We start from the raw sequence: 19,567 nt of genomic DNA on the forward strand, positions 1-19,567 counted from the left end.
TCTGGCACAATGGACGGGTTGCCTGGACCAGGCAGCAGTACTTGATCTGGGCACGAACCAGACGAGCACCGGTGTTCTTCGAACGTCCGGGTGCCGCTCGGTTCCTCTGCTCCTGCGAAACGCAAGGATGGAACACCGATGAACACTCTCGATTTTCTGGACAAGAAGTCCCTCCGCGACGACATTCCCGAGTTCCGTCCCGGCGACACCCTCAACGTGCACGTCAAGGTCATCGAAGGCTCGAAGGAGCGCGTGCAGGTATTCAAGGGCGTCGTGATCCGCCGTCAGGGCGGCGGCGTCCGCGAGACCTTCACCGTCCGCAAGGTCTCCTTCGGTGTCGGCGTCGAGCGCACCTTCCCGGTACACAGCCCCAACCTGGCGCAGATCGAGGTCGTCACCCGCGGTGACGTCCGTCGCGCCAAGCTGTACTACCTCCGCGATCTGCGTGGCAAGGCCGCCAAGATCAAGGAAAAGCGCTGACCTTTCCGATGAGCCCGGCACTGCGTACTCGCAGTGCCGGGCTAATCTGATTTCGTGACAGATTCTTCGAAGGAGCGGGCATTGTCGTCGGAATCCGAGACCACCGGCGATTCGGCCGCCACCTCCGCCGTGAACGGCGGAGCGGCGGAGCCCGAGAAGAAGCCCCGCTCCTTCCTCCGCGAGTTGCCGATCCTGATTCTGGTCGCGCTCGTTCTGAGTTTCCTGTTGCAGACGTTCGTCGCCCGGGTGTATCTCATTCCGTCCGAATCGATGGAACCGACGCTGCACGGGTGCGCGGGCTGCACCGGCGACCGCATCGTGGTCGAGAAGATCGGTTACCGCTTCGGTGAAGCGCAACCGGGTGACGTCATCGTGTTCCGCGGCCCCGATTCGTGGTCACAGGATTTCGTCTCCACCCGGTCCTCCAACGTGGTGATCCGCGGTGCGCAGGAACTCGGTTCCCTCGTCGGACTCGTCCCCCCGGACGAGAACGACCTCGTCAAGCGTGTGATCGCCACCGGCGGTCAGACCGTCGAATGCTGCGACGACCAGGGCCGGATCCTGGTCGACGGCAAGCCGCTCGACGAGCCCTACGTCGTCATGGATTTCCCGTTCGTCCCCGGCTCCCAGGCCTGCGACACGGCACTGAAGTCGGCGCGCTGCTTCGGTCCGGTCACCGTGCCCGACGGGCACCTGTGGGTGATGGGCGACAATCGCAGCAACTCCGCGGACTCGCGGTACCACGTGGGCGACGACATGCAAGGCACCATCCCGCTCGACAACGTGATCGGTAAGGCCGTCTTCATCGCGTTGCCGCCGTCGCGGATGGGCACGATCAGTTCACCCGATATCCAGGGCAAGTGACTTCCTGGCCTCCACGCACCGTCATTCGCAGGTCGTCCGGTCTGCGGACAATGGAGTCGGCCCTGGTCCGTAGCGGCCTCGGGCCGGTGGCCGGTGTCGACGAGGCAGGCCGGGGCGCGTGTGCGGGGCCGCTCGTCGTGGCGGCCTGCGTGCTCGCGCCGAAGCCGTATCCGGCGCTGGCGCGCCTCGACGATTCGAAGAAGCTCACCGAACGCACGCGTGAAGAGCTGTTCCCGGCCATCACCCGGCTCGCTGTGGCGTGGAGCGTCGTATCTTTTCCGGCCGAGGAAGTCGACCGGATGGGTGTGCACGTAGCCAACATCGAGGGCATGCGACGTGCCGTCGCCGGGCTCTCGACCACCCCGGGTTACGTTCTCACCGACGGCTTCCGCGTCCCGGGCCTGCCGGCCCCGTCGCTGCCGGTGATCGGCGGCGACGCCGCGGCGGCATGCATCGCGGCGGCGAGCGTGCTGGCCAAGGTCTCTCGCGACCGGGTGATGGTCGCGATGGACGAGACACATCCCGGTTACGGTTTCGCGATCCACAAGGGGTACAACACGCCCGCGCACCTGGCGGCTCTCGAGAAGCTGGGCCCGTGCCCGGAGCACCGCCGCTCGTGGTCGAACGTCGCCGCGCTGATACACCGAGTGGATAACAGTTCCGGAAGTGCGAGATGATGACAATTCACACCAGAGCAGGAGGACTCCGAGACCGATGAGTGCCGAGGATCTCGAGAAGTACGAAACCGAGATGGAGCTGTCGCTCTACCGCGAGTACCGGGACATCGTCGGTCAGTTCTCCTATGTCGTGGAGACGGAGCGCCGGTTCTATCTGGCCAACTCGGTGGAGTTGCTGCCGCACAACGCGGACGGAGAGATTTACTTCGAGCTGCGGATGTCCGATGCGTGGGTGTGGGACATGTACCGCCCCGCGCGTTTCGTGAAGTATGTCCGCGTCATCACGTTCAAGGACGTGAACATCGAGGAGCTCGACAAGCCGGACCTGCGGCTCCCCGACAACGGTCTGTCCTGACGATCCGGAGTCCTCGTCCGCGTACGATCATCCGATGACCGGACCGAGGCGCGTCGCGCTGGCTCTGGGTAGCGGTGGTGCGCGGGGATACGCCCACATCGGAGCGATCCAGGTACTCGAGGAGCGCGGATTCGAGATCGTCGGTGTCGCAGGCTCGTCGATGGGTGCCCTGGTGGGTGGACTCCACGCAGCGGGCAAGCTCGACGACTTCACCCGGTGGGCGATCGGCCTGACCCAGCTCGACGTCGTGCGTCTTCTCGACCTGTCGGTGTCCGCACCCGGAGCCATCCACGCCGAGAAGATCCTGCAACGGGTCAGGGAGATACTCGGCGAGATCCGCATCGAAGACCTTCCGATTCCGTATACGGCCGTGGCCACCGATCTCGCTGCGGGCCGGTCGGTGTGGTTCCAGCGAGGGCCCGTCGACGCGGCGATCCGTGCGTCGATCGCCATCCCCGGCGTCATCACGCCGTATGTGCTCAACGGCCGAGTCCTCGCCGACGGTGGGGTGCTCGACCCTTTGCCGATGGCGCCGCTCGTCTCCGTGAGCGCCGACCTGACCGTCGGAATCAGCCTGAGCGCCGAGGATCGGGACGGGCGCTCGCTGTCACCGGAGAACGTCAGCGCGGATTCGCGGCCGGTGGACGAATGGGTGGCGCGCTTCCGCCGGAGCGCCGCGCAGCTGCGTGACCTGGACATCGTGCGGTCGGTCGTGGGGCGGTTCGGCGCTGCGCAGACCGACCCGGATCCGTCGGACGAGCAGGACGGCCAGGTGATCGGCGATCAGACCGTGGTCGAGGGCGACGCCGTGGCCGTCCCGAAGTTCAGCCGGTTCGCCGTGATGAACCGTTCGCTCGACGTGATGCAGGCGACGTTGGCTCGCTATCAGCTCGCCGCGTATCCACCGGACGTGCACGTTCGGGTGCCCCGGAACGCGTGCCGCAGTCTCGACTTCCATCGTGCCGCCGAGATGATCGAACTGGGTCGGGTTCTCACCGGGCGTGCGCTCGACGACGCCGGTCTCGTCTCGCCGGCAGCCGCTGTGTCTCCGGCAGATTCGGACGGCGAGCCCACCTGACAGGTGGAAGGGCCGGTGCTGCACACGCACCACCGGCCCTTCCCGTCGCGGGGATGTCAGCTCGAGGCCGGAGCCCGGGCGGCGCCAAGGTCGCCCACCGATTCGTCGGACTCGCCGTCGACGTGATCGACGTGCTGCGGCGCCACGAGCAGGCAGAGAATGCTGACCGCGCACATTCCGATCAGGAGGCCGATCACCGGCCACACACTGCCGGTTGCCTGGAACATGAGCGTGGACACCAACGGGGACAGCCCACCGAAGATCGCGCCCGCGCCCTGGTAGGCGAGGGAGATGCTGGTGTACCGGGCCTGCGGCCGGAACATCTGCGACAGCACCGCCGCGATCGGACCGTACGTCGCGGCCAGGACGAGCCGCATGACGGCGAAGGTCAGGAAGATCAGGACCACCGACCCGGATTTCAGGACCAGGAACTGTGGTGCGGCGAGCACCGCGACGGCCAGCAGTCCGTAGATCACCACGCGGATCCGGCCGACCTTGTCGCCGAGCCACGCCACCCCGAGCGTGGCGATCAATTCCACCACCGCGGCCACGCTGAGCGCGTTGAGGACGAGTGTCTCGGACAGCCCGACGTCCGGGTCGGTGGCGTACGCCGTGATGAACGTTGTCACGAGGTAGTAGCCACCCACCGCGACGGGCAGGATGCCCATGCCGAGCAGGATCGGGCGCCAGTTGGTGACGATGGCGTACTTCAGCGGCAGCGCTTCGGGTTCGGTCGCCGTCTGCACCTCGGACTCGAAGACGGGAGATTCCTCCACCTTCAGTCGCACCAGCAGACCCACGCCGATCAGCAGCGCCGAGCACAGGAACGGCAGCCGCCACGCCCAGTCCCGCAGGGCGTCGTCGCCGAAGGTCGAGAGGACACTGAAGAACCCGGTGGCGAGCAGCGCGCCTGCGGGGTTACCCAGCTGTGCGAATCCGCCGTAGAACGTCTTCTTGTCCTCGGGCGCGTGTTCGACCGCCATCAGCACGGCGCCACCCCATTCGCCGCCCACCGCGAAGCCCTGCACGAAGCGCAGCATCACGAGCAGCAGCGGCGCCCAGAACCCGATCTGCGCGTACGTCGGCAGGGCGCCGATCAGGAACGTGCCCGCGCCCATCAGGGTGAGCGTCACGACGAGCGCCGTCCGCCGGCCGACCCGGTCGCCGACATGTCCGAAGACGATGCCGCCGAGCGGGCGGGCGAAGAAGCCCACCGCGTAGGTGGCGAACGCGGCGGCGATGCCGGTCAGGCGGTCGGTGTCGGAGGGGAAGAAGATCTCACCGAACACCAGGGCCGCCGCCGTGGCGTACACGTAGAAGTCGTACCACTCGATGGTGGTGCCGACGAAGGCCGCGAAACCCGCCCTGCGGGCCTTGGCGATCTGGGTGTCGTGACTCATGACTGATCCTCGGTGGTTGCAATGGTCGAGAATAGGTCGCTGCGGGTGGAATGCGCCAATTCGCCGTCGATCCACGTTTCACGAACCTCGATGTCGGCAATGGTGTGCGGGTCGACGGTGAGAGGGTCGGAGCCGAGGACCACGAAATCGGCGCGCTTGCCGGGGGAGATGCTGCCGAGTTCGGATTCCCTTCCGAGCGCGCGGGCCCCGTTCAGCGTGTGCGCGGTGAGCGCCTGGGCAGCGGTCAGCCGCAACGCGTTCGAGCCGAGCTGATGTCCCTGCCGGGTGATGCGGGTGACGGCGGCCTGGATCGCCTCGAGTGGTTTGGGCTCGGCGACGGGTGCGTCGGAACTGATCGTGACCGGCACGCCGGCTTCGACGAATTCCCCGAGGGGATTGAAACGCTCACCCGGCGTGCCGATGGCCGCGGTCACGCCCTCGCCCCAGTTGTAGTAGTGCTGCGGCTGGTTGACGGGGTACACCCCGAGTGCGTGCATCCGCGTGATCTGCTCGGGGGTCGGCAACCCGCAGTGCTCGATGCGATGACGGGCATCGGCGTCGGGATGCGCCTTCTGCGCGGCCTCGATCGCGTCGAGGACCATCTCGATGGCGGTCGGCGACTGCGCATGCGTCGCGGTCTGCAGGCCGACGGTGTGTGCCTTCGCGATCAGCGCCGCATAGTCGGCGGGCTCGTGATAGAGCTGCCCGGTCCGGCATGGGTCGCCCACGTACCCATCAGGGAAGTAGGCGGTCCAACCGCCGAGAGTGCCGTCGGCGTAGAACTTGATCCCGCCGAACGCGAGACGTGAGTTGCCGAACGCACCGTGCAGCCCGGTGTCGAGCGCGTGATCGAGCAGGTGGCTGAGCAGGTACATGCTCACCCGGGTCTCGAGCCGGCCCTGCTCCGCCAGGCGCAGGTACATGTCGAACTCGCGCCGCGTCACCTGGCAGTCGCCGATCGTGGTCACGCCGCCCTCGAGGAACTTCTCCTGCGCCACGGAGAGCTGTCGCAGATGCTCCTCGGGTTCGTCCTCGAGGTGAAAATTCGGGCCGTGATGACCGACCTTGACGCCGTTCACGCCGGTGAGGATGTTGCAGGCGGCATCGGACAGTTCGCCGGTCAGCTCGCCGTCCGCGTCGCGGAAGAACTCGCCGCCGGGCGGATTCGGGGTGTCGCGGGTGACGCCGTGGAGTTCGAGGGTGAACGTGTTGACAACGCCGCCGTGACCGCTGGCGTTCATCAGGTAGACCTCGCGGTCGGTACCGACCTGATCGAGTTCCTCCTTCGTGGGATGACGGCCCTCGACGAGGTTGCGGTGCTCGTAGCCGTACCCGCGCACCGGGATCCCGGCAGGCTGATTCCCCGATGCCTCCTCCAGCAGCGCGACGATCTCGGGAATGGTGCGTGCCTTCTCGGGGCCGCAGTCCACCCAGCTGAGCATCTGGCCGTACATCAGGGGGTGGGCGTGCGGATCGACGAACCCGGGTACGACGGTCGCCCCGGCGAGATCGATGACGTCCGTCGTCCGGGTGCCGATCCTCCGCGCTTCCTCACGACATTCCGCAACGGTGCCGACCGCGGCGAAGCGATTGCCGTAGACGAGGAAGGCCTCGGCGCCCTCGGTGTCTGCGTCCACGGTGCGGAGCGTGCCGCCGGTGAAGACGGTGGCGGTGGCGTCGAGGGGGGACGCCTCGTGGTGGAACAGCTTGCGCATGGGGATCCTTCGAGATGGTGGTGTGGGTCACGTTCCGGTTGGGAGGGAAAATTACGCCCTGACCAGCGGCTGCGCAATACATCAAAGTTTCGGACCGAGCAGTCGACGGCGAATGTGTTCGATATCTGGAGCAGATTTGCACCGATTCGCAGAATCTGGAGGTATGTGCGATTCTTCTTCTCTGTCGGAAGTGCAGAAAGAAATCGAGAAATCTCCGGGCATCATGACTGTCGAACTGGATTCCAAGCTCATCGCGGCGTTGCAGTCGAACGGTCGCGCAACCTATCGGGAGCTCGCCGCGACCGTCGGAGCACCACGCGCCGCGGTGTCCACGCGCGTCCAGATGCTCCTCGACACCGGCACGGTGAGCGTCGTTGCCGTCGCCCACCCCGAGTTGCTGGGCCTCAAGGCGATGGCACACGTGTCCGTCGCCGTGTCGGGGCCGGTGGGTCCCGTGGCCGAGGTGCTCTGCGCGTCGGAGGCGGCCGTGTACATTTCCGCTGTGAGCGGGCAGTACAACATCATCGCCGAACTGCGCGTCCCCAGCCAGCGGGACCTCTACGACGCCATCGCCGCGATCCGTGCGGAACCCGGTGTCCGCACCGTCAACACGCTCTTCTACGCCGATGTCATCAAGGGAATTTTCATGCCCAAGAGCGCATTACGGGCCGACGTTCGACTGGACGCGAAAGACGTCGCGCTCATCGAGCTACTGGAACGGAACGGGCGGATGCCGTTTCTGGAACTGGCCGAACGCACCGGGCTCTCACCGAGCGCGGCGCGGAATCGCGTGAACCATCTGATCGACAGCACCGCGTTGCGCGTCGGAGCCGTCGTGAGGCGCCGCGGTGGCGGCAGAACCCTCGCCATGGGCATCGGTGTCAGCCTCGGATCGCGGGATCGGGAGGCGTGCGCGCAGATCGAGGACCTGCCGGGTATCGAGTTCCTGGCGCGGACACTCGGCAGATTCGACCTGATCGGCACGGTCGCCGCCGATTCGTCGGGTGACCTCTACTCTCTTGCCGAGCACATCCGGACGATCGACGGTGTGATGGCCTTGGAGACCTGGACGCATCTCGAGGTGTTCAAGGAGCACTACGCCCGTAGCCTCGACGTCCGCGGCTAGGAGCATCCCGGAAGCGAGTCACTTCGGCCGGGCAACTGTGAGACGATCGGCCGATGCGCCTCGGGTTGCACGCACTCGGGATCGGCACCGGCGCTCGTCGCGCGGTGATCGACTCGGTCGCGGGTGCCGCCGAGAACAGCGGATTCGCCACGCTGTGGGCAGGCGAGCACGTCGTGATGGTGGACCGGTCGGAGTCGCGGTATCCGTACGCGGACGACGGCCGGATCGCGGTCCCCGCCGTCGCGGATTGGCTCGACCCGATGATCGGGCTGAGCTTCGCCGCCGCTGCCACCCACACGATCGGCGTGGCCACCGGGGTGTTGCTACTGCCCGAACACAATCCTGTCCTCATGGCCAAGCAGGCCGCGACGTTGGATCTGATGAGTGGTGGCCGGCTGACGCTCGGCGTCGGCATCGGCTGGTCCCGGGAGGAATTCGCTGCGCTCGGCATTCCGTTCGAGGGACGTGGCGAGCGCGCCGCCGAATACGTCGCGGCGATGCGCACGCTGTGGCGTGACGACGTCGCGACGTTCGAGGGTGAGTTCGTCCGCGTCGATTCGGTGCGGGTCAATCCGAAACCCGTGCGCGATCGCCGGATTCCGGTCGTGCTCGGCGGCAACAGTGACGCGGCACTCCGCCGGGTCGCGGCGTGGGGTGACGGCTGGTACGGGTTCAATGTGGACGGCATCGACGCCGTCACCGAACGGATCCGGACGATCCACGCACTGTGCCGGGGCGCGGGGCGCGACACGGAGGAGTTGCGCCTGGCCGTCGCCCTGCGGAAAGTGGACCCGTCCGACGTCGACGCGCTGGCCGACGCGGGAGTCGACGAACTCGTCCTCGTCGAGTCGCCACCCGGGGATCCCGGTGAGGCCGCCGACTGGGTGGCATCGCTCGCGCGCCGATGGATGCCCGCTGTCGGCTGACCGTTCGATTACCGGCTTGACAGGCCTGACCTGGGACTTTGGGTGAAACACCTCCCGCACAGTGCCGAGTTGTCCACAACGTGCACTTCATCCACAGCCCAATTCGTTCGGCCAGTTCGGGTACCTCTTCCCGGAATGCGGGTCGGGCACGGTGATGCGAGAGACGCGGTTCGCATCGGTGGGCCGCCGGGGGACGGGGTGGAGGCTGCTGTGGCGCACAATCTCGCGCTTGGTGCACATGGGGAGGATCTGGCCGCCCGGTATCTCACCGAAGCGGGCATGGAGATCGTCGACCGAAACTGGCGATCCCGATACGGCGAAGTCGATCTCATTGCAGCAGAGGGAGACTGGCTCGTCTTCGTCGAGGTGAAGACACGGCGCGGCCTGGGATACGGCAGTCCCGCCGAGGCGGTGACGTTCTCGAAACAGCGCAGGATCCGCCTGCTGGCCGTCGAGTGGCTGCGGGACTCGGGCCGGCACTGGTCGCGGGTGCGGTTCGACGTGGTCGCGATCATGATCGGGCACGGTCCGCAGCCCCAGATCGAGCATGTCCGGGATGCGTTCTGATGGCGCTGGGGCGAGCACATTCGGTGGCCGTGACCGGGGTCGACGGTCAACTGGTCGAGATCGAGGCCGACATCGGCCGCGGCCTCCCCGCGGTGCATCTGGTCGGGCTGCCGGACACCGCGCTGCAGGAGGCTCGGGACCGGATCAGGGCCGCGGTGGCGAACTCGGGCGAGGAGTGGCCGGATTCGAAGGTGATCCTCGCGCTGTCGCCGGCGACGCTGCCGAAGGTCGGGTCGGTCTACGATCTCGCGCTCGTCGCTGCCGTCCTGGACGCGGCCAAGCAGGTGAAGCGGCAGCGGCTGCGCGAGACCGTTCTGCTCGGAGAACTGGCGCTGGACGGGCGGCTCCGGTCGGTGCGCGGGATCCTGCCCGCGGTGCTCGCGGCGAAGAATGCGGGGTGGGCAACGGTAGTGGTTCCGGTGCAGTCGCTGCCCGAGGCAGGGCTGGTCGGTGGTGTCGAGGTGCTCGGCGCGCACGACCTGCGGGCGGCGATCGCGTGGCTGCGGGAGGAGCGGGATCTCGAGTATCCGGAGCCGGCGCAGTGGGTTGCGCAACCGGTGCGCGCCGATCTGAGCGAGGTGGTGGGTCAGGTAGAGGCGCGCTGGGCCATCGAGGTGGCGGCGGCGGGAGCGCACCACCTGATGCTCACCGGTCCACCCGGCGTGGGGAAGACGATGCTGGCGCAGCGACTTCCCGGGGTTCTGCCGCCGCTCACCGAGAGCGAATCGCTCGAGGTGACGGCAATCCACTCCGTGGCCGGGCTTCTGCCGCCCGAGCGTCCCCTCATCGACGTGCCGCCGTTCATCGCACCCCACCACACGGCGTCCGTGAGCGCACTCGTCGGCGGTGGAAGCGGTGTCGCGAAGCCCGGCGCCGTCAGTCGCGCCCACCGAGGGGTGCTGTTTCTCGACGAGTGCGCCGAGATCGGAACCAAGGTCCTCGAAGCCCTGCGGACCCCGCTCGAGGACGGGGAGGTGCGAATCGCGCGCCGGGACGGGGTCGCCCGCTATCCGGCGCGCTTCCAGCTGATTCTCGCGGCCAATCCGTGCCCGTGCGCGCCCGCGCGGGAAGCCGACTGCGTGTGCGCACCGACCGCTCGGCGACGCTACCTCGGGAAACTGTCGGGACCGCTGATGGATCGGGTGGATCTGCGAGTGCGGATGCAGGCCGTCGCGACCGGGGCGTTCATCGACGACGTCGGGGAGAGCACCGAGGACGTCCGCCAACGGGTTGCCGAGGCGCGGGCCGCCGCCGGCGAGCGGTGGAGCGACTACGGCTGGCGCACCAACGCTGAGGTGCCCGGACCGGCCCTGCGGCAGAAGTTCCGGTTGGCGCGGCCCGCGCTGGCGCCGGTGGAGCGTGCGCTACGGAAGGGACTGATCACGGCCCGGGGCGCCGATCGGGCGTTGCGGGTGGCCTGGACCGTGAGCGATCTGGCGGGACTCGACATGCCGGGCCCGGAGCAGGTGGTCACCGCGTTGGGGTTTCGTGATCGGAGCTTTCAGTGACAGTGGAAAGTCGAAGTGGTGCAAGCGATCTGAATGGTGTCCAGGATCCGCGGCGATTGGCGTGGGCGTATCTGTCGAAGGTAGTGCAGGGGCCGTGCCCGGCGCTGTCGCGGCTCGTGGAGAAGGTAGGTCCGGAGGAGGCTGCGCGGGCCGTGCGGGAGCGGGACCTGTCGGAGATGCTAGGGGAGCGGACCGTTGCCCGGGCGCATGTGGATACCGCCGCGCACGATCTGGAACTGGTGGCGGGGATGGGTGGCCGGCTCGTGACGCCGGACGACGACGAGTGGCCGCAGTGGCGGCTCCTCGGCTTCGGGAATTTGTCCCGGTCGAGGGACGAGGGCCCGCCGTTGGCCTTGTGGGTGCTCGGTTCGCGGCCGGTGACCGAACTGACCGATCGGGCGATCTCGATCGTGGGGACGCGGGCGGCGAGTGGTTACGGCGAACACGTGACTGCCGAGATTTCCGGTGATCTCGCCGTCGACGGGTGGACGATCGTGTCGGGTGCGGCGTTCGGGGTCGATGGTGCCGCGCATCGGGCAGCGCTGGGTGTCGGGGGCCTGACGGTGGCGGTGCTGGCGTGTGGTGTGGATCGCGCGTATCCGGCGGGGCATGCACGCATGTTGCGGCAGATCGCGCAGAACGGTGCGGTGATCAGTGAGTACGCGCCGGGCACGACACCCGCGAAGCATCGGTTTCTGGCGCGGAATCGTTTGGTGGCGAGCCTGTCCGACGGGGTGGTCGTGGTGGAGGCGGGATGGCGCAGCGGTGCGCGGAACACGGCGAGTTGGGCGCGCAAACTGGGGCGTCCAGTGATGGCCGTGCCGGGTCCGGTGACGTCGGCGTCGTCGACGGGGTGCAACCGGATGATTCGGGAGGGGGAGGCGCGGTTGGTCGCGAATGCCGGTGACGTGGTGGAGGAGGCCGGACCGATCGGGCTGCGGGAAGGCCTCGACGTGGTCCGCGATCTGGATGCGCTGTCGGGGGATGCCCTGCTGGTGTACGAGGCGTTGCCTGCGGTCGGGGCGCGTGGGGTCCGGGAGTTGTCCGAACTGTCCGGGGTCGCGGTGGAGCAGGTTCGGGCCGTGCTGCCGCTCTTGGAGATGGAGGGCTTCGTCGGCTCCGACGACACGGGGTGGTCGCGGCAGAAGTGAGACGAGGCGAGCCAGTCGAGAGCCCGCTCGGCGCGTGCTTCATCGTGCTCGGTTGCCCAAAGTGCGAGTCGAAGCGACTGATCGACGACGCATTGGGGTAGAAACTTCGTATCGCACCTCACAACCGCACGAAGGAGTGAGATATGGGGTCAGCCGAGGACTTGTGGCGGAACTTCGTCGCGCAGGTGTTGAGCTTGTTGATCGCCTCCGGCTCGTAGCGGAGCTGTTCGCCGATAACCCGAGGGCACGCCCTGGACCGACATCGCGCCCCGGGGCGATCAAGTCTGTGAAGTCCTCGAAGCGCTCGCGACGGTTCCCACTCCACCCAACGTTGTGCCGGAGGGGTAGTTGCGCCCGTCGTGGGTACTTGGAGTCCAGTCGTCTCACCCACGGCGCCCGGTCGGTGCACATCCGGTGTCCGATGAGGCAACTACCGGCGCCCCGGGAGTGCAGTCCGCTCGCGGGTGCGTCTCGAGGAGGAATCTCACATGACCAGGACCACGGCGGAACTGCTCGCTGATCTCGAGGATCGGCTCGAGCAATCGCTGAATCCGGGGAGCCCGAGGGCGATCGAGCGGCGCAAGGAGAAAGGTCTCTCCGAACCCCGCGAACGGATCCGGATGCTGCTCGATTCCGGCAGTTTCATCGAGATCGGACAGATGGCGAGGAACCCGGGAGCCCCCGACAACCCCTACGGTGACGGCGTCGTCACCGGCCACGGAACCGTCGACGGACGTCCGGTGGCGGTGTTCTCGCACGACCACACCGTGTTCGGTGGCAGCGTGGGGGAGATGTTCGGTCGCAAGGTCGCATCGATCATGGAATTCGCGGGACGGATCGGCTGCCCCTGCGTCGGCATCAACGACTCCGGAGGCGCACGCGTACAGGACGCCGTCACGTCGCTCGCCTGGTACGCCGAAATGGGCCGCCGCCAGATCCCGCTGTCGGGAGTATGCCCGCAGGTTTCGATCCTCCTCGGCAAATGCGCGGGCGGCGCGGCGTACGCGCCGATCAACACAGACCTCGTTGTCGCCGTGGACGAGCAGGCGTACATGTTCGTCACCGGTCCCGGAGTCATCAAATCCGTCACCGGCGAGGACGTCACCCTCGACGAACTCGGCGGCGCCCGCGCCCAGGCCGAGAACGGGAACGTCCACCACGTCGCGCCGAGCGAGGAAGCGGCGTTCGCCTGGGTGCGTGATTATCTCGGCTTCCTCCCGTCCAGCAGGCACGAACAGGCGCCGATCGTGAACCCGGGACTCGAACCCGAGATCACCGACAACGATCTGGCGTTGAACGAGTTCATGCCGGACGCCGACAACGCCGCCTACGACATGCACGACCTGCTGCTGAACATCTTCGACGACGGCGACTTCCACGAACTCGCCGCGCAAACGGCACCGAACGTGATCACCGGATTCTCCCGGGTGGACGGACGATCCGTCGGAGTGGTGGCGAACCAGCCGCAATTCCTCAGTGGAGCACTGGATCGGGTCGGCGCCGACAAGGCAGCCCGCTTCGTGCGGATCTGCGACGCCTACGAGATTCCGCTCGTGTTCGTCGTCGACACGCCGGGCTTCCTACCCGGGCTGGAACAGGAGCGGAACGGCGTGCTCCGCAGCGGCGGACGTTTCCTGCAGGCGTTCGCGGCGGCCACCGTGCCCAAAGTGACTGTCGTGGTCCGCAAGTCCTACGGCGGCGGATACGCGGTGATGGGGTGCAAGCAACTCGGTGCCGACGTGAACTTCGCATGGCCGACCGCACGCATCGCGGTCATGGGCGCCGAGGCCACGATCAGTCTCCTCTACCACCGCGAACTCGAAGCTGCCGGCGACGAACAGGACGCGATGCGGCAGCAACTCGTCGACGCCTACAACGAGAACGTCGCGACACCGTATTCGGCCGCCGAGCGCGGCTACATCGACGCGGTGATCGAACCGTCCGCCACCCGGCTCGAGATCCGGCGGGCGCTGACGTTGCTCCGCGACAAGCGCTCCGCCCGCGGCGAGCAGAAGCACCACCTGATTCCGCTCTGACCGCCGTCGGTAGCCACTCCTGTATCGTAGTTAGGTAACGCTAACCAACTTGAGTTCATTGGAGAGATGCCCGTGGCAAAACCGACTGCGACACTGACCGTGCTTCGGACCGAGTGGCTGACCCCGCACATGGTGCGGGTATTTTTCGGCGACCCGGGATTCGACAGCTTCGTTCCGAATGCCTTCACCGATGCGTACGCGAAACTCGAATTCGGGAGCCCCGACGAGCCCGTCCTGCGCACGTACACGATCCGGTCGGTGGATCCGGTGAAGCGAGAGATCGCCATCGACTTCGTGGTGCACGGCGACGCCGGCGTCGCCGGACCGTGGGCGGCGTCCGCGGCGGCCGGAGACGTCCTCCGGCTGCGCGGACCCGGCGGCGCGTTCGCGCCGGACCCGGCCGCCGACTGGTACCTGCTCGCCGGCGACGAGACCGCAATTCCCGCCATCTCGGCGTCCGTCGAGAAGCTGGACGCGTCGGCGGTCGGACGGGTGATCATCGAGGTCGCCGGCCCGGAGGACGAAATCGCGTTCGACTCGCCCGCCGGCGTCGACGTCACGTGGATCCACCGCGGCGACACGTCGGACCGGATCGGCGAAGAGGCGTCCGGGGACAACGCACCCCTCGTCGCGGCAGTGCGCGACACCGCATGGCTGCCCGGAACGGCGCAGGTCTTCATTCACGGTGAGGCGCAGGCGGTCATGCACAACCTGCGCTCCTACGTGCGCAAGGAACGAGGCGTCCCCGCGTCTGCCGCGTCGATTTCCGGCTACTGGCGTCGCGGTCGCACCGAGGAGGGCTTTCGCGTGTGGAGGTCCGAGCTCGCCGCGAGCGAGGGCGCTTCCCGCTGACCCGGTGCGGCGGACGCGCTACGAGATGTGCGTCCGCCGCGTCAGCACCAGCAGCGACAGCATCGCCACGGTGCCCGCGGTCGGGATCGCGACGGCCATCGGCACTGCGGTGTCGGGGCCGGCGATGCCGACGAGCGGCGAGACCACCGCGGCGAGGCCGAACTGGCCGGCGCCGAGGAGCGCGGACCCGGTGCCGGACGCATTGGTCACCTCGCCCTGAGCCAGCGCCGTCGCATTGCCCATCACGAAACCGATGCTCGACACCGAGACGAACAACGGAATCAGGATCGCCCACCACGGCGGCGAATCGATCAGTACCGCGGCGAGAAGCAGCACGACCCCTGCTGCCAGGAGCAGCGTGACCCCGAACCCCAGCAGTTGCCGGGCATGGAATGTGCCCACGAGCCGTGTGTTCACGATCGCGGCGCTCACCATGCCCGCCGCGTTCACCGCGAACACCATGGAGAACTGCCCCGGGCTGAGCCCGAGGACGTTCTGCACGACGAACGGGGATGCGGAGATGTACGAGAAGAGTGCGACGAACCCGAACATGAACGTGAACGCGTAACCCAGGTAGACACGGTTGCCGACGACGTACCGCAGGTTCCGGACCAGTGCAGTGAGTCCGCCGCCGTGCCGGTTTTCCTCGGGAAGCGTCTCCGGGACGAGGATCAGCACTCCCGCGAACATCACCACACCGGCGGCGGTGAGCACCCAGAAGATCCCTCGCCAGCCGACCGGTCCGAGCAGGGCGCCGCCCATCAGCGGTGCGACGACCGGTGCTACCCCGCCGATGATCATCATGATGCTGAAGAGCCGGGCGGCGTTGTCTCCGCGGGCCCGGTCGGCGATGCAGGCGCGTGCGAGCACGATTGCCGCGCCACCGCTGAGTCCCTGGAAAAGTCGTGCAGCGATGAGGGTTTCGACGGTGGGCGCGAGAGCGCACGCCATCGCGGCGAGGGTGGTGACGACGGTGGCGCCGATCAGCAGACGCCGGCGTCCGAGGCCGTCCGACAGCGGTCCGACGACGAGCTGCCCGATTCCGAGCCCGGCCATGAACGTGGTCAACGTCAGCTGCACGCTCGGCGCCGACGTGTTCAGGCTCTCCGTCATCAGGGGGAGACCGGGGAGATACATGTCGGTGGCCAGCGGGGCGATCGCGGACAGTAACGCCAGGACACACAACATGGGGATGGAGATCGTTCGCTGCACAAAAGAACTCTAGCGGCGCGGCTGCTTGATTTATCTCCCGCCCGAGTCGACTGTTGCCTCTATGAGCAGCGACCTGCCGGCACCGTTGGAGCTGGTACTCGAGGAGTACGCGCGCCATCTCGGGCTCGAACGCGGCCGATCGCAGCACACCGTGAAGGCATACGTCGCGGACGCGAAGTCGCTGCTGCAGCACTGGTTGTCGACGTCACCGGAGGCGCACCTCGGCGAGCTCGACATCCAGGTGCTGCGGTCGTGGCTCGCCGGCCAGTCCGCGGCCGGCATCGCCCGGACGACCCTTGCCCGGCGGACGTCGTCGGTGCGCAACTTCACAGCCTGGCTGCTGCGGACCCGGCGCATCGCCACCGATCCCGGCGCCCGGCTGGGTGCCGCGAAGGCCCACCGGACGCTGCCCCCGGTGCTGCGGCAGTCGCAGGCGGTCGATGCGATGGATGCCGCCGAATCGGGCGCGCAGCAGAACGATCCGATCGCCCTGCGCGACCGTCTCATCGTGGAACTGCTCTATGCGACGGGAATACGGGTGGGGGAGCTGTGCGGCCTCGACCTCGGCTCGGTGGATCGCGAACGGCGGCTGCTGCGCGTGATCGGCAAGGGAGACAAGGAGCGCTCCGTGCCGTACGGGAAACCGGCCGCCGACGCCGTGGACCTCTGGTTGCACGTCGGCAGGCCCGCGGTCGCGACGGACAGCTCCGGGCAGGCGCTTCTCCTGGGCAAACGAGGGAAGCGTCTGGACCAGCGGCAGGCGCGCAGCGTCGTCCACGACGTCCTGTCCGCGGTCCCCGGCGCACCGAACCTGAGCCCGCACGGACTGCGCCACACGGCGGCCACACACCTCCTCGAAGGCGGCGCCGACCTGCGCGTCGTCCAGGAACTCCTCGGGCACGCCAGCCTCGCGACCACCCAGCTCTACACCCATGTGTCCGTGGCGAGACTCCGTGCGGTGCACGATCAGGCGCATCCCCGCGCCTGACCCGGTTTGGTAGCGTCGCGCCACGAATCTGCAGTTGTTTCTGCACTATCCCGGGGGAAATAGTGGACCGCGAAGACTTGGCTCGACCGCAACCGTCCTGGCTGACCGACGGTGGCGGCGCCCCGGTGGGTGACACCGCCGCCGATCCGTGGGGGCAGCAGTCCTGGGACGGTCCCGCCCCGGAGCCGAGCCGGCATCAGGTGACCAGTCAGGATCTGGTGGCGGATGCTCTCCTCGCGCGGGGGCGCAAGGCGCCGAGCCGAGGGTGGCGGCGCGGACTGCACCGGCTCACCGGGGGATCGGTGAATCCGGGGGAGTCGGCAGGGGAGGCGCGCGAGGCGGCACTGCTCGACCGCATCCGGCAGCCGATCCAGGGGGACTATCGAATTGCCTTCCTGTCCTTGAAGGGCGGCGTCGGCAAGACGACGACCACGATCGGGCTGGGATCGACGTTCGCGTCATTGCGCGGCGACTGCGTGATCGCCGTCGACGCCAACCCCGACTTCGGGACGCTCGCGCAACGTGTGCCCCTGCAGACGCATTCGACCGTCCGTGATCTCATCGCGGCGGAGTCGACCATCCGGCGTTACTCGGATGTGCGGGCCCACACGTCGCAGGCGCCGAGCCGTCTCGAGGTGCTCGCGAGCGAACAGGACCCGGCGATTTCCGAGGCTTTCAGCGAGGACGACTACCGGCGGGTGATCGACATCCTGCAGGTGTACTACAACATCATCCTCACCGACTGCGGCACCGGCATCATGCATTCGGCAATGAACGGCGTTCTGCAACTCGCCAATTCCCTCGTTCTGGTGAGCTCGCCGGCCATCGACGGCGCCCGCAGTGCCGCCGCCACGCTGGACTGGTTGCAGCACCACGGTTACGGGCACCTGGTCTCGCGGACGGTCGTCGTGATCAGCGCCGCCCGGCCCGGCTCGAGCACGATCGATATGACGGAACTGACCAATCACTTCCTGCTCCGGTGCCGGGCCGTGAAGGTGGTGCCGTTCGACGAGCACCTCGCCGAGGGCTCGGTGGTGGATCTGGACCTGTTGCGTCCGGCGACGCGGAAGGCGTTCGTCGAACTCGCCGCGATGGTCGCGGACGACTTCCCGGAGTCGGCAGGCAGGCACGCGGTCGCGGAGTGGCGCTAGCCGCCGCGATCACGGGGCCCGACGGGTAGCAGCCGCACCGGCGCCACGCGGACGAGCCCGAGCGGGTCGAGGTACTCACGGTCGCGGCGAAGACCCCAGTGCAGGCACGCTGCGACAGGGGCGATGCAGCCCGGGTGCCGGGGTTCGAGCGTGCCGAGGACGGTGCCGCGGCCCACGCGCTGCCCGGGGGTGACCCGGGCGGTCACCGGCTCGTACGTCGTGCGGAGGCCACCAGGGTGGTCCACGGAGACGACGGGCTTGCCGGCCACCGTGCCGGCGAACACCACCACACCCGCGCCTGCGGACAGAACGGCCTCGTCGGGCACGCCGCCCAGATCCACGCCGCGATGGCCGGGAAGCCAGTCGCGCTCGGGATTGTCGAACGCCCGGACCACCCGCGGTCGTGGGTGCAGCGGCCAGTCGAATTCACCGGTCGGTGCGGCATCGGCGGGCGGGGCGACGAGCGCCGCGCCGGTCAGCAGCGTGGCCGCCGTGGCCGCCGCCGTGAGTGCCCGCACGATCGCCCCGAATGTCGTCATGGATGGACGATCCCGCACGTCCGGGCCGATGAACGGGCAGCGGACGAGAATGTGGATCGACTACGTTTTGTCCACAGATCCTGCAAAACCCTTGCACGCGCGGCCGCGGTGTGGCAGGGGCGGTTAGGGCGTTCGGCGTGGAGGCCGTACACTGATCGAGCGGTCTGTGCTCCCACAGTCCGACTTCGCGCGCCCGCGCAGGTTATCGGCCATCGGCTGGTCTCGCATCTCGGTGTGAGTCCGATGGTCTGCGGGCGCCAGGGTGGAGCGTCTCCAGATGCTCTGCATCAACCGGCAATGAAAGAGAGATACACAGCCATGGCTGTCGTAACAATGAAGCAGCTGCTCGACAGCGGCACGCACTTCGGTCACCAGACCCGTCGTTGGAACCCGAAGATGAAGCGTTTCATCTTCACCGACCGCAACGGCATCTACATCATCGACTTGCAGCAGACGCTGACGTACATCGACAAGGCGTACGAGTTCGTCAAGGAGACCGTTGCCCACGGCGGCACCGTCCTCTTCGTCGGCACCAAGAAGCAGGCCCAGGAATCCATCGCGGCCGAGGCCACTCGCGTCGGGATGCCCTACGTCAACCAGCGTTGGCTCGGCGGCATGCTCACCAACTTCACCACCGTCCACAAGCGTCTTCTCCGCCTCAAGGAGCTCGAGGCAATGGAGCAGACCGGTGGCTTCGAGGGTCGCACCAAGAAGGAAATCCTCATGCTCACGCGTGAGATGACCAAGCTGGACCGCACCCTCGGTGGTATCCGCGACATGGCCAAGGTCCCCTCCGCGGTGTGGGTCGTCGACACCAACAAGGAGCACCTGGCCGTTGCCGAGGCTCGCAAGCTGAACATCCCGGTCATCGCGATCCTGGACACCAACTGCGACCCCGACCTCGTCGACTACCCGATCCCGGGCAACGACGACGCCATCCGC

At 67.7% G+C, this 19,567-nt stretch carries 19 protein-coding genes; 15 read left to right on the top strand and 4 right to left on the bottom strand.

The window, feature by feature from the left end; translation table 11 throughout:
- Window positions 1-138 precede the first annotated feature (138 nt).
- From rplS to QM693_RS37075, 5 genes are all read left to right on the top strand, one after another.
- Window positions 139-480 carry a 50S ribosomal protein L19 gene (rplS, locus tag QM693_RS37055; protein ID WP_005240490.1) on the top strand — a complete coding sequence of 114 codons (342 nt, stop codon included), beginning with the start codon at window positions 139-141 and terminating at the stop codon, window positions 478-480.
- 81 nt (window positions 481-561) lie between these two features.
- Entirely contained in the window at window positions 562-1,344 is a 783-nt protein-coding gene (lepB, locus tag QM693_RS37060; RefSeq protein ID WP_283354801.1) for a signal peptidase I, read from the top strand.
- Complete coding sequence (locus tag QM693_RS37065) at window positions 1,341-2,021, top strand: ribonuclease HII (RefSeq protein ID WP_105413024.1); 681 nt, start codon at window positions 1,341-1,343, stop codon at window positions 2,019-2,021. Before lepB ends, QM693_RS37065 begins: the two co-directional genes overlap by 4 nt.
- A 37-nt stretch (window positions 2,022-2,058) precedes the next feature.
- The gene (locus tag QM693_RS37070) at window positions 2,059-2,376 is read left to right on the top strand and encodes a DUF2469 domain-containing protein (RefSeq protein WP_005240496.1); all 318 of its coding nucleotides are present in this window, start codon (window positions 2,059-2,061) and stop codon (window positions 2,374-2,376) included.
- Window positions 2,377-2,410: 34 nt separating this feature from the next.
- Entirely contained in the window at window positions 2,411-3,454 is a 1,044-nt protein-coding gene (locus QM693_RS37075; RefSeq protein ID WP_283354793.1) for a patatin-like phospholipase family protein, read from the top strand.
- A gap of 56 nt (window positions 3,455-3,510) precedes the next feature.
- Here the strand turns inward: QM693_RS37075 and QM693_RS37080 are convergent, their stop codons facing one another.
- Window positions 3,511-4,854: an MFS transporter gene (locus tag QM693_RS37080; RefSeq protein WP_283354794.1), complete on the bottom strand. Its 1,344-nt coding sequence runs from the start codon at window positions 4,852-4,854 to the stop codon at window positions 3,511-3,513.
- Complete coding sequence (locus QM693_RS37085; protein WP_283354795.1) at window positions 4,851-6,569, bottom strand: amidohydrolase; 1,719 nt, start codon at window positions 6,567-6,569, stop codon at window positions 4,851-4,853. Before QM693_RS37085 ends, QM693_RS37080 begins: the two co-directional genes overlap by 4 nt.
- Before the next feature lie 223 nt (window positions 6,570-6,792).
- On the opposite strand from QM693_RS37085, the gene QM693_RS37090 reads away from it, so the two are divergent.
- The 7 genes from QM693_RS37090 to QM693_RS37120 all read left to right on the top strand — a co-directional run bounded on the left by QM693_RS37090 (window position 6,793) and on the right by QM693_RS37120 (window position 14,735).
- Window positions 6,793-7,695, top strand: a complete 903-nt coding sequence (locus QM693_RS37090; protein ID WP_280781752.1) for an Lrp/AsnC family transcriptional regulator — start codon at window positions 6,793-6,795, stop codon at window positions 7,693-7,695.
- A gap of 53 nt (window positions 7,696-7,748) precedes the next feature.
- Window positions 7,749-8,621 carry an LLM class F420-dependent oxidoreductase gene (locus tag QM693_RS37095; protein WP_283354796.1) on the top strand — a complete coding sequence of 291 codons (873 nt, stop codon included), beginning with the start codon at window positions 7,749-7,751 and terminating at the stop codon, window positions 8,619-8,621.
- 210 nt (window positions 8,622-8,831) lie between these two features.
- Window positions 8,832-9,188: a YraN family protein gene (locus QM693_RS37100; RefSeq protein WP_005259362.1), complete on the top strand. Its 357-nt coding sequence runs from the start codon at window positions 8,832-8,834 to the stop codon at window positions 9,186-9,188.
- On the top strand, window positions 9,188-10,696 hold the full coding sequence (locus QM693_RS37105) for a YifB family Mg chelatase-like AAA ATPase (protein ID WP_283334793.1): 1,509 nt from the start codon (window positions 9,188-9,190) through the stop codon (window positions 10,694-10,696). Before QM693_RS37100 ends, QM693_RS37105 begins: the two co-directional genes overlap by 1 nt.
- Window positions 10,697-10,752: 56 nt before the next feature.
- Window positions 10,753-11,847, top strand: a complete 1,095-nt coding sequence (gene dprA / locus QM693_RS37110; protein WP_283334792.1) for a DNA-processing protein DprA — start codon at window positions 10,753-10,755, stop codon at window positions 11,845-11,847.
- A gap of 488 nt (window positions 11,848-12,335) precedes the next feature.
- Entirely contained in the window at window positions 12,336-13,883 is a 1,548-nt protein-coding gene (locus QM693_RS37115) for an acyl-CoA carboxylase subunit beta (protein ID WP_283354797.1), read from the top strand.
- 72 nt (window positions 13,884-13,955) lie between these two features.
- The gene (locus QM693_RS37120; RefSeq protein ID WP_283354798.1) at window positions 13,956-14,735 is read left to right on the top strand and encodes a siderophore-interacting protein; all 780 of its coding nucleotides are present in this window, start codon (window positions 13,956-13,958) and stop codon (window positions 14,733-14,735) included.
- Window positions 14,736-14,753: 18 nt separating this feature from the next.
- On the opposite strand, the gene QM693_RS37125 is transcribed toward QM693_RS37120, so the two are convergent.
- Window positions 14,754-15,923: a multidrug effflux MFS transporter gene (locus QM693_RS37125; protein ID WP_283354802.1), complete on the bottom strand. Its 1,170-nt coding sequence runs from the start codon at window positions 15,921-15,923 to the stop codon at window positions 14,754-14,756.
- An 85-nt stretch (window positions 15,924-16,008) separates the two neighbouring features.
- Between QM693_RS37125 and QM693_RS37130 the strand changes: the two genes are divergently transcribed.
- Window positions 16,009-16,935 (top strand): tyrosine recombinase XerC, encoded by a 927-nt coding sequence (locus QM693_RS37130; protein ID WP_283354799.1) that lies wholly within the window; start codon window positions 16,009-16,011, stop codon window positions 16,933-16,935.
- A 125-nt stretch (window positions 16,936-17,060) separates the two neighbouring features.
- The gene (locus tag QM693_RS37135) at window positions 17,061-18,086 is read left to right on the top strand and encodes a MinD/ParA family ATP-binding protein (protein WP_283354803.1); all 1,026 of its coding nucleotides are present in this window, start codon (window positions 17,061-17,063) and stop codon (window positions 18,084-18,086) included.
- Here QM693_RS37135 and QM693_RS37140 read toward each other — a convergent pair.
- A complete protein-coding gene (locus QM693_RS37140) occupies window positions 18,083-18,625 on the bottom strand; it encodes a murein hydrolase activator EnvC family protein (RefSeq protein ID WP_283334788.1) in 543 nt (180 codons plus the stop codon). The genes QM693_RS37135 and QM693_RS37140 overlap by 4 nt on opposite strands.
- Before the next feature lie 318 nt (window positions 18,626-18,943).
- On the opposite strand from QM693_RS37140, the gene rpsB reads away from it, so the two are divergent.
- On the top strand, window positions 18,944-19,567 hold a 624-nt coding region (gene rpsB / locus QM693_RS37145), incomplete at its 3' end, for a 30S ribosomal protein S2 (RefSeq protein ID WP_283354800.1).

The organism is Rhodococcus sp. IEGM 1305, assembly GCF_030058635.1.
Taxonomy (GTDB): Bacteria; Actinomycetota; Actinomycetes; order Mycobacteriales; family Mycobacteriaceae; genus Rhodococcus_F; species Rhodococcus_F opacus_D.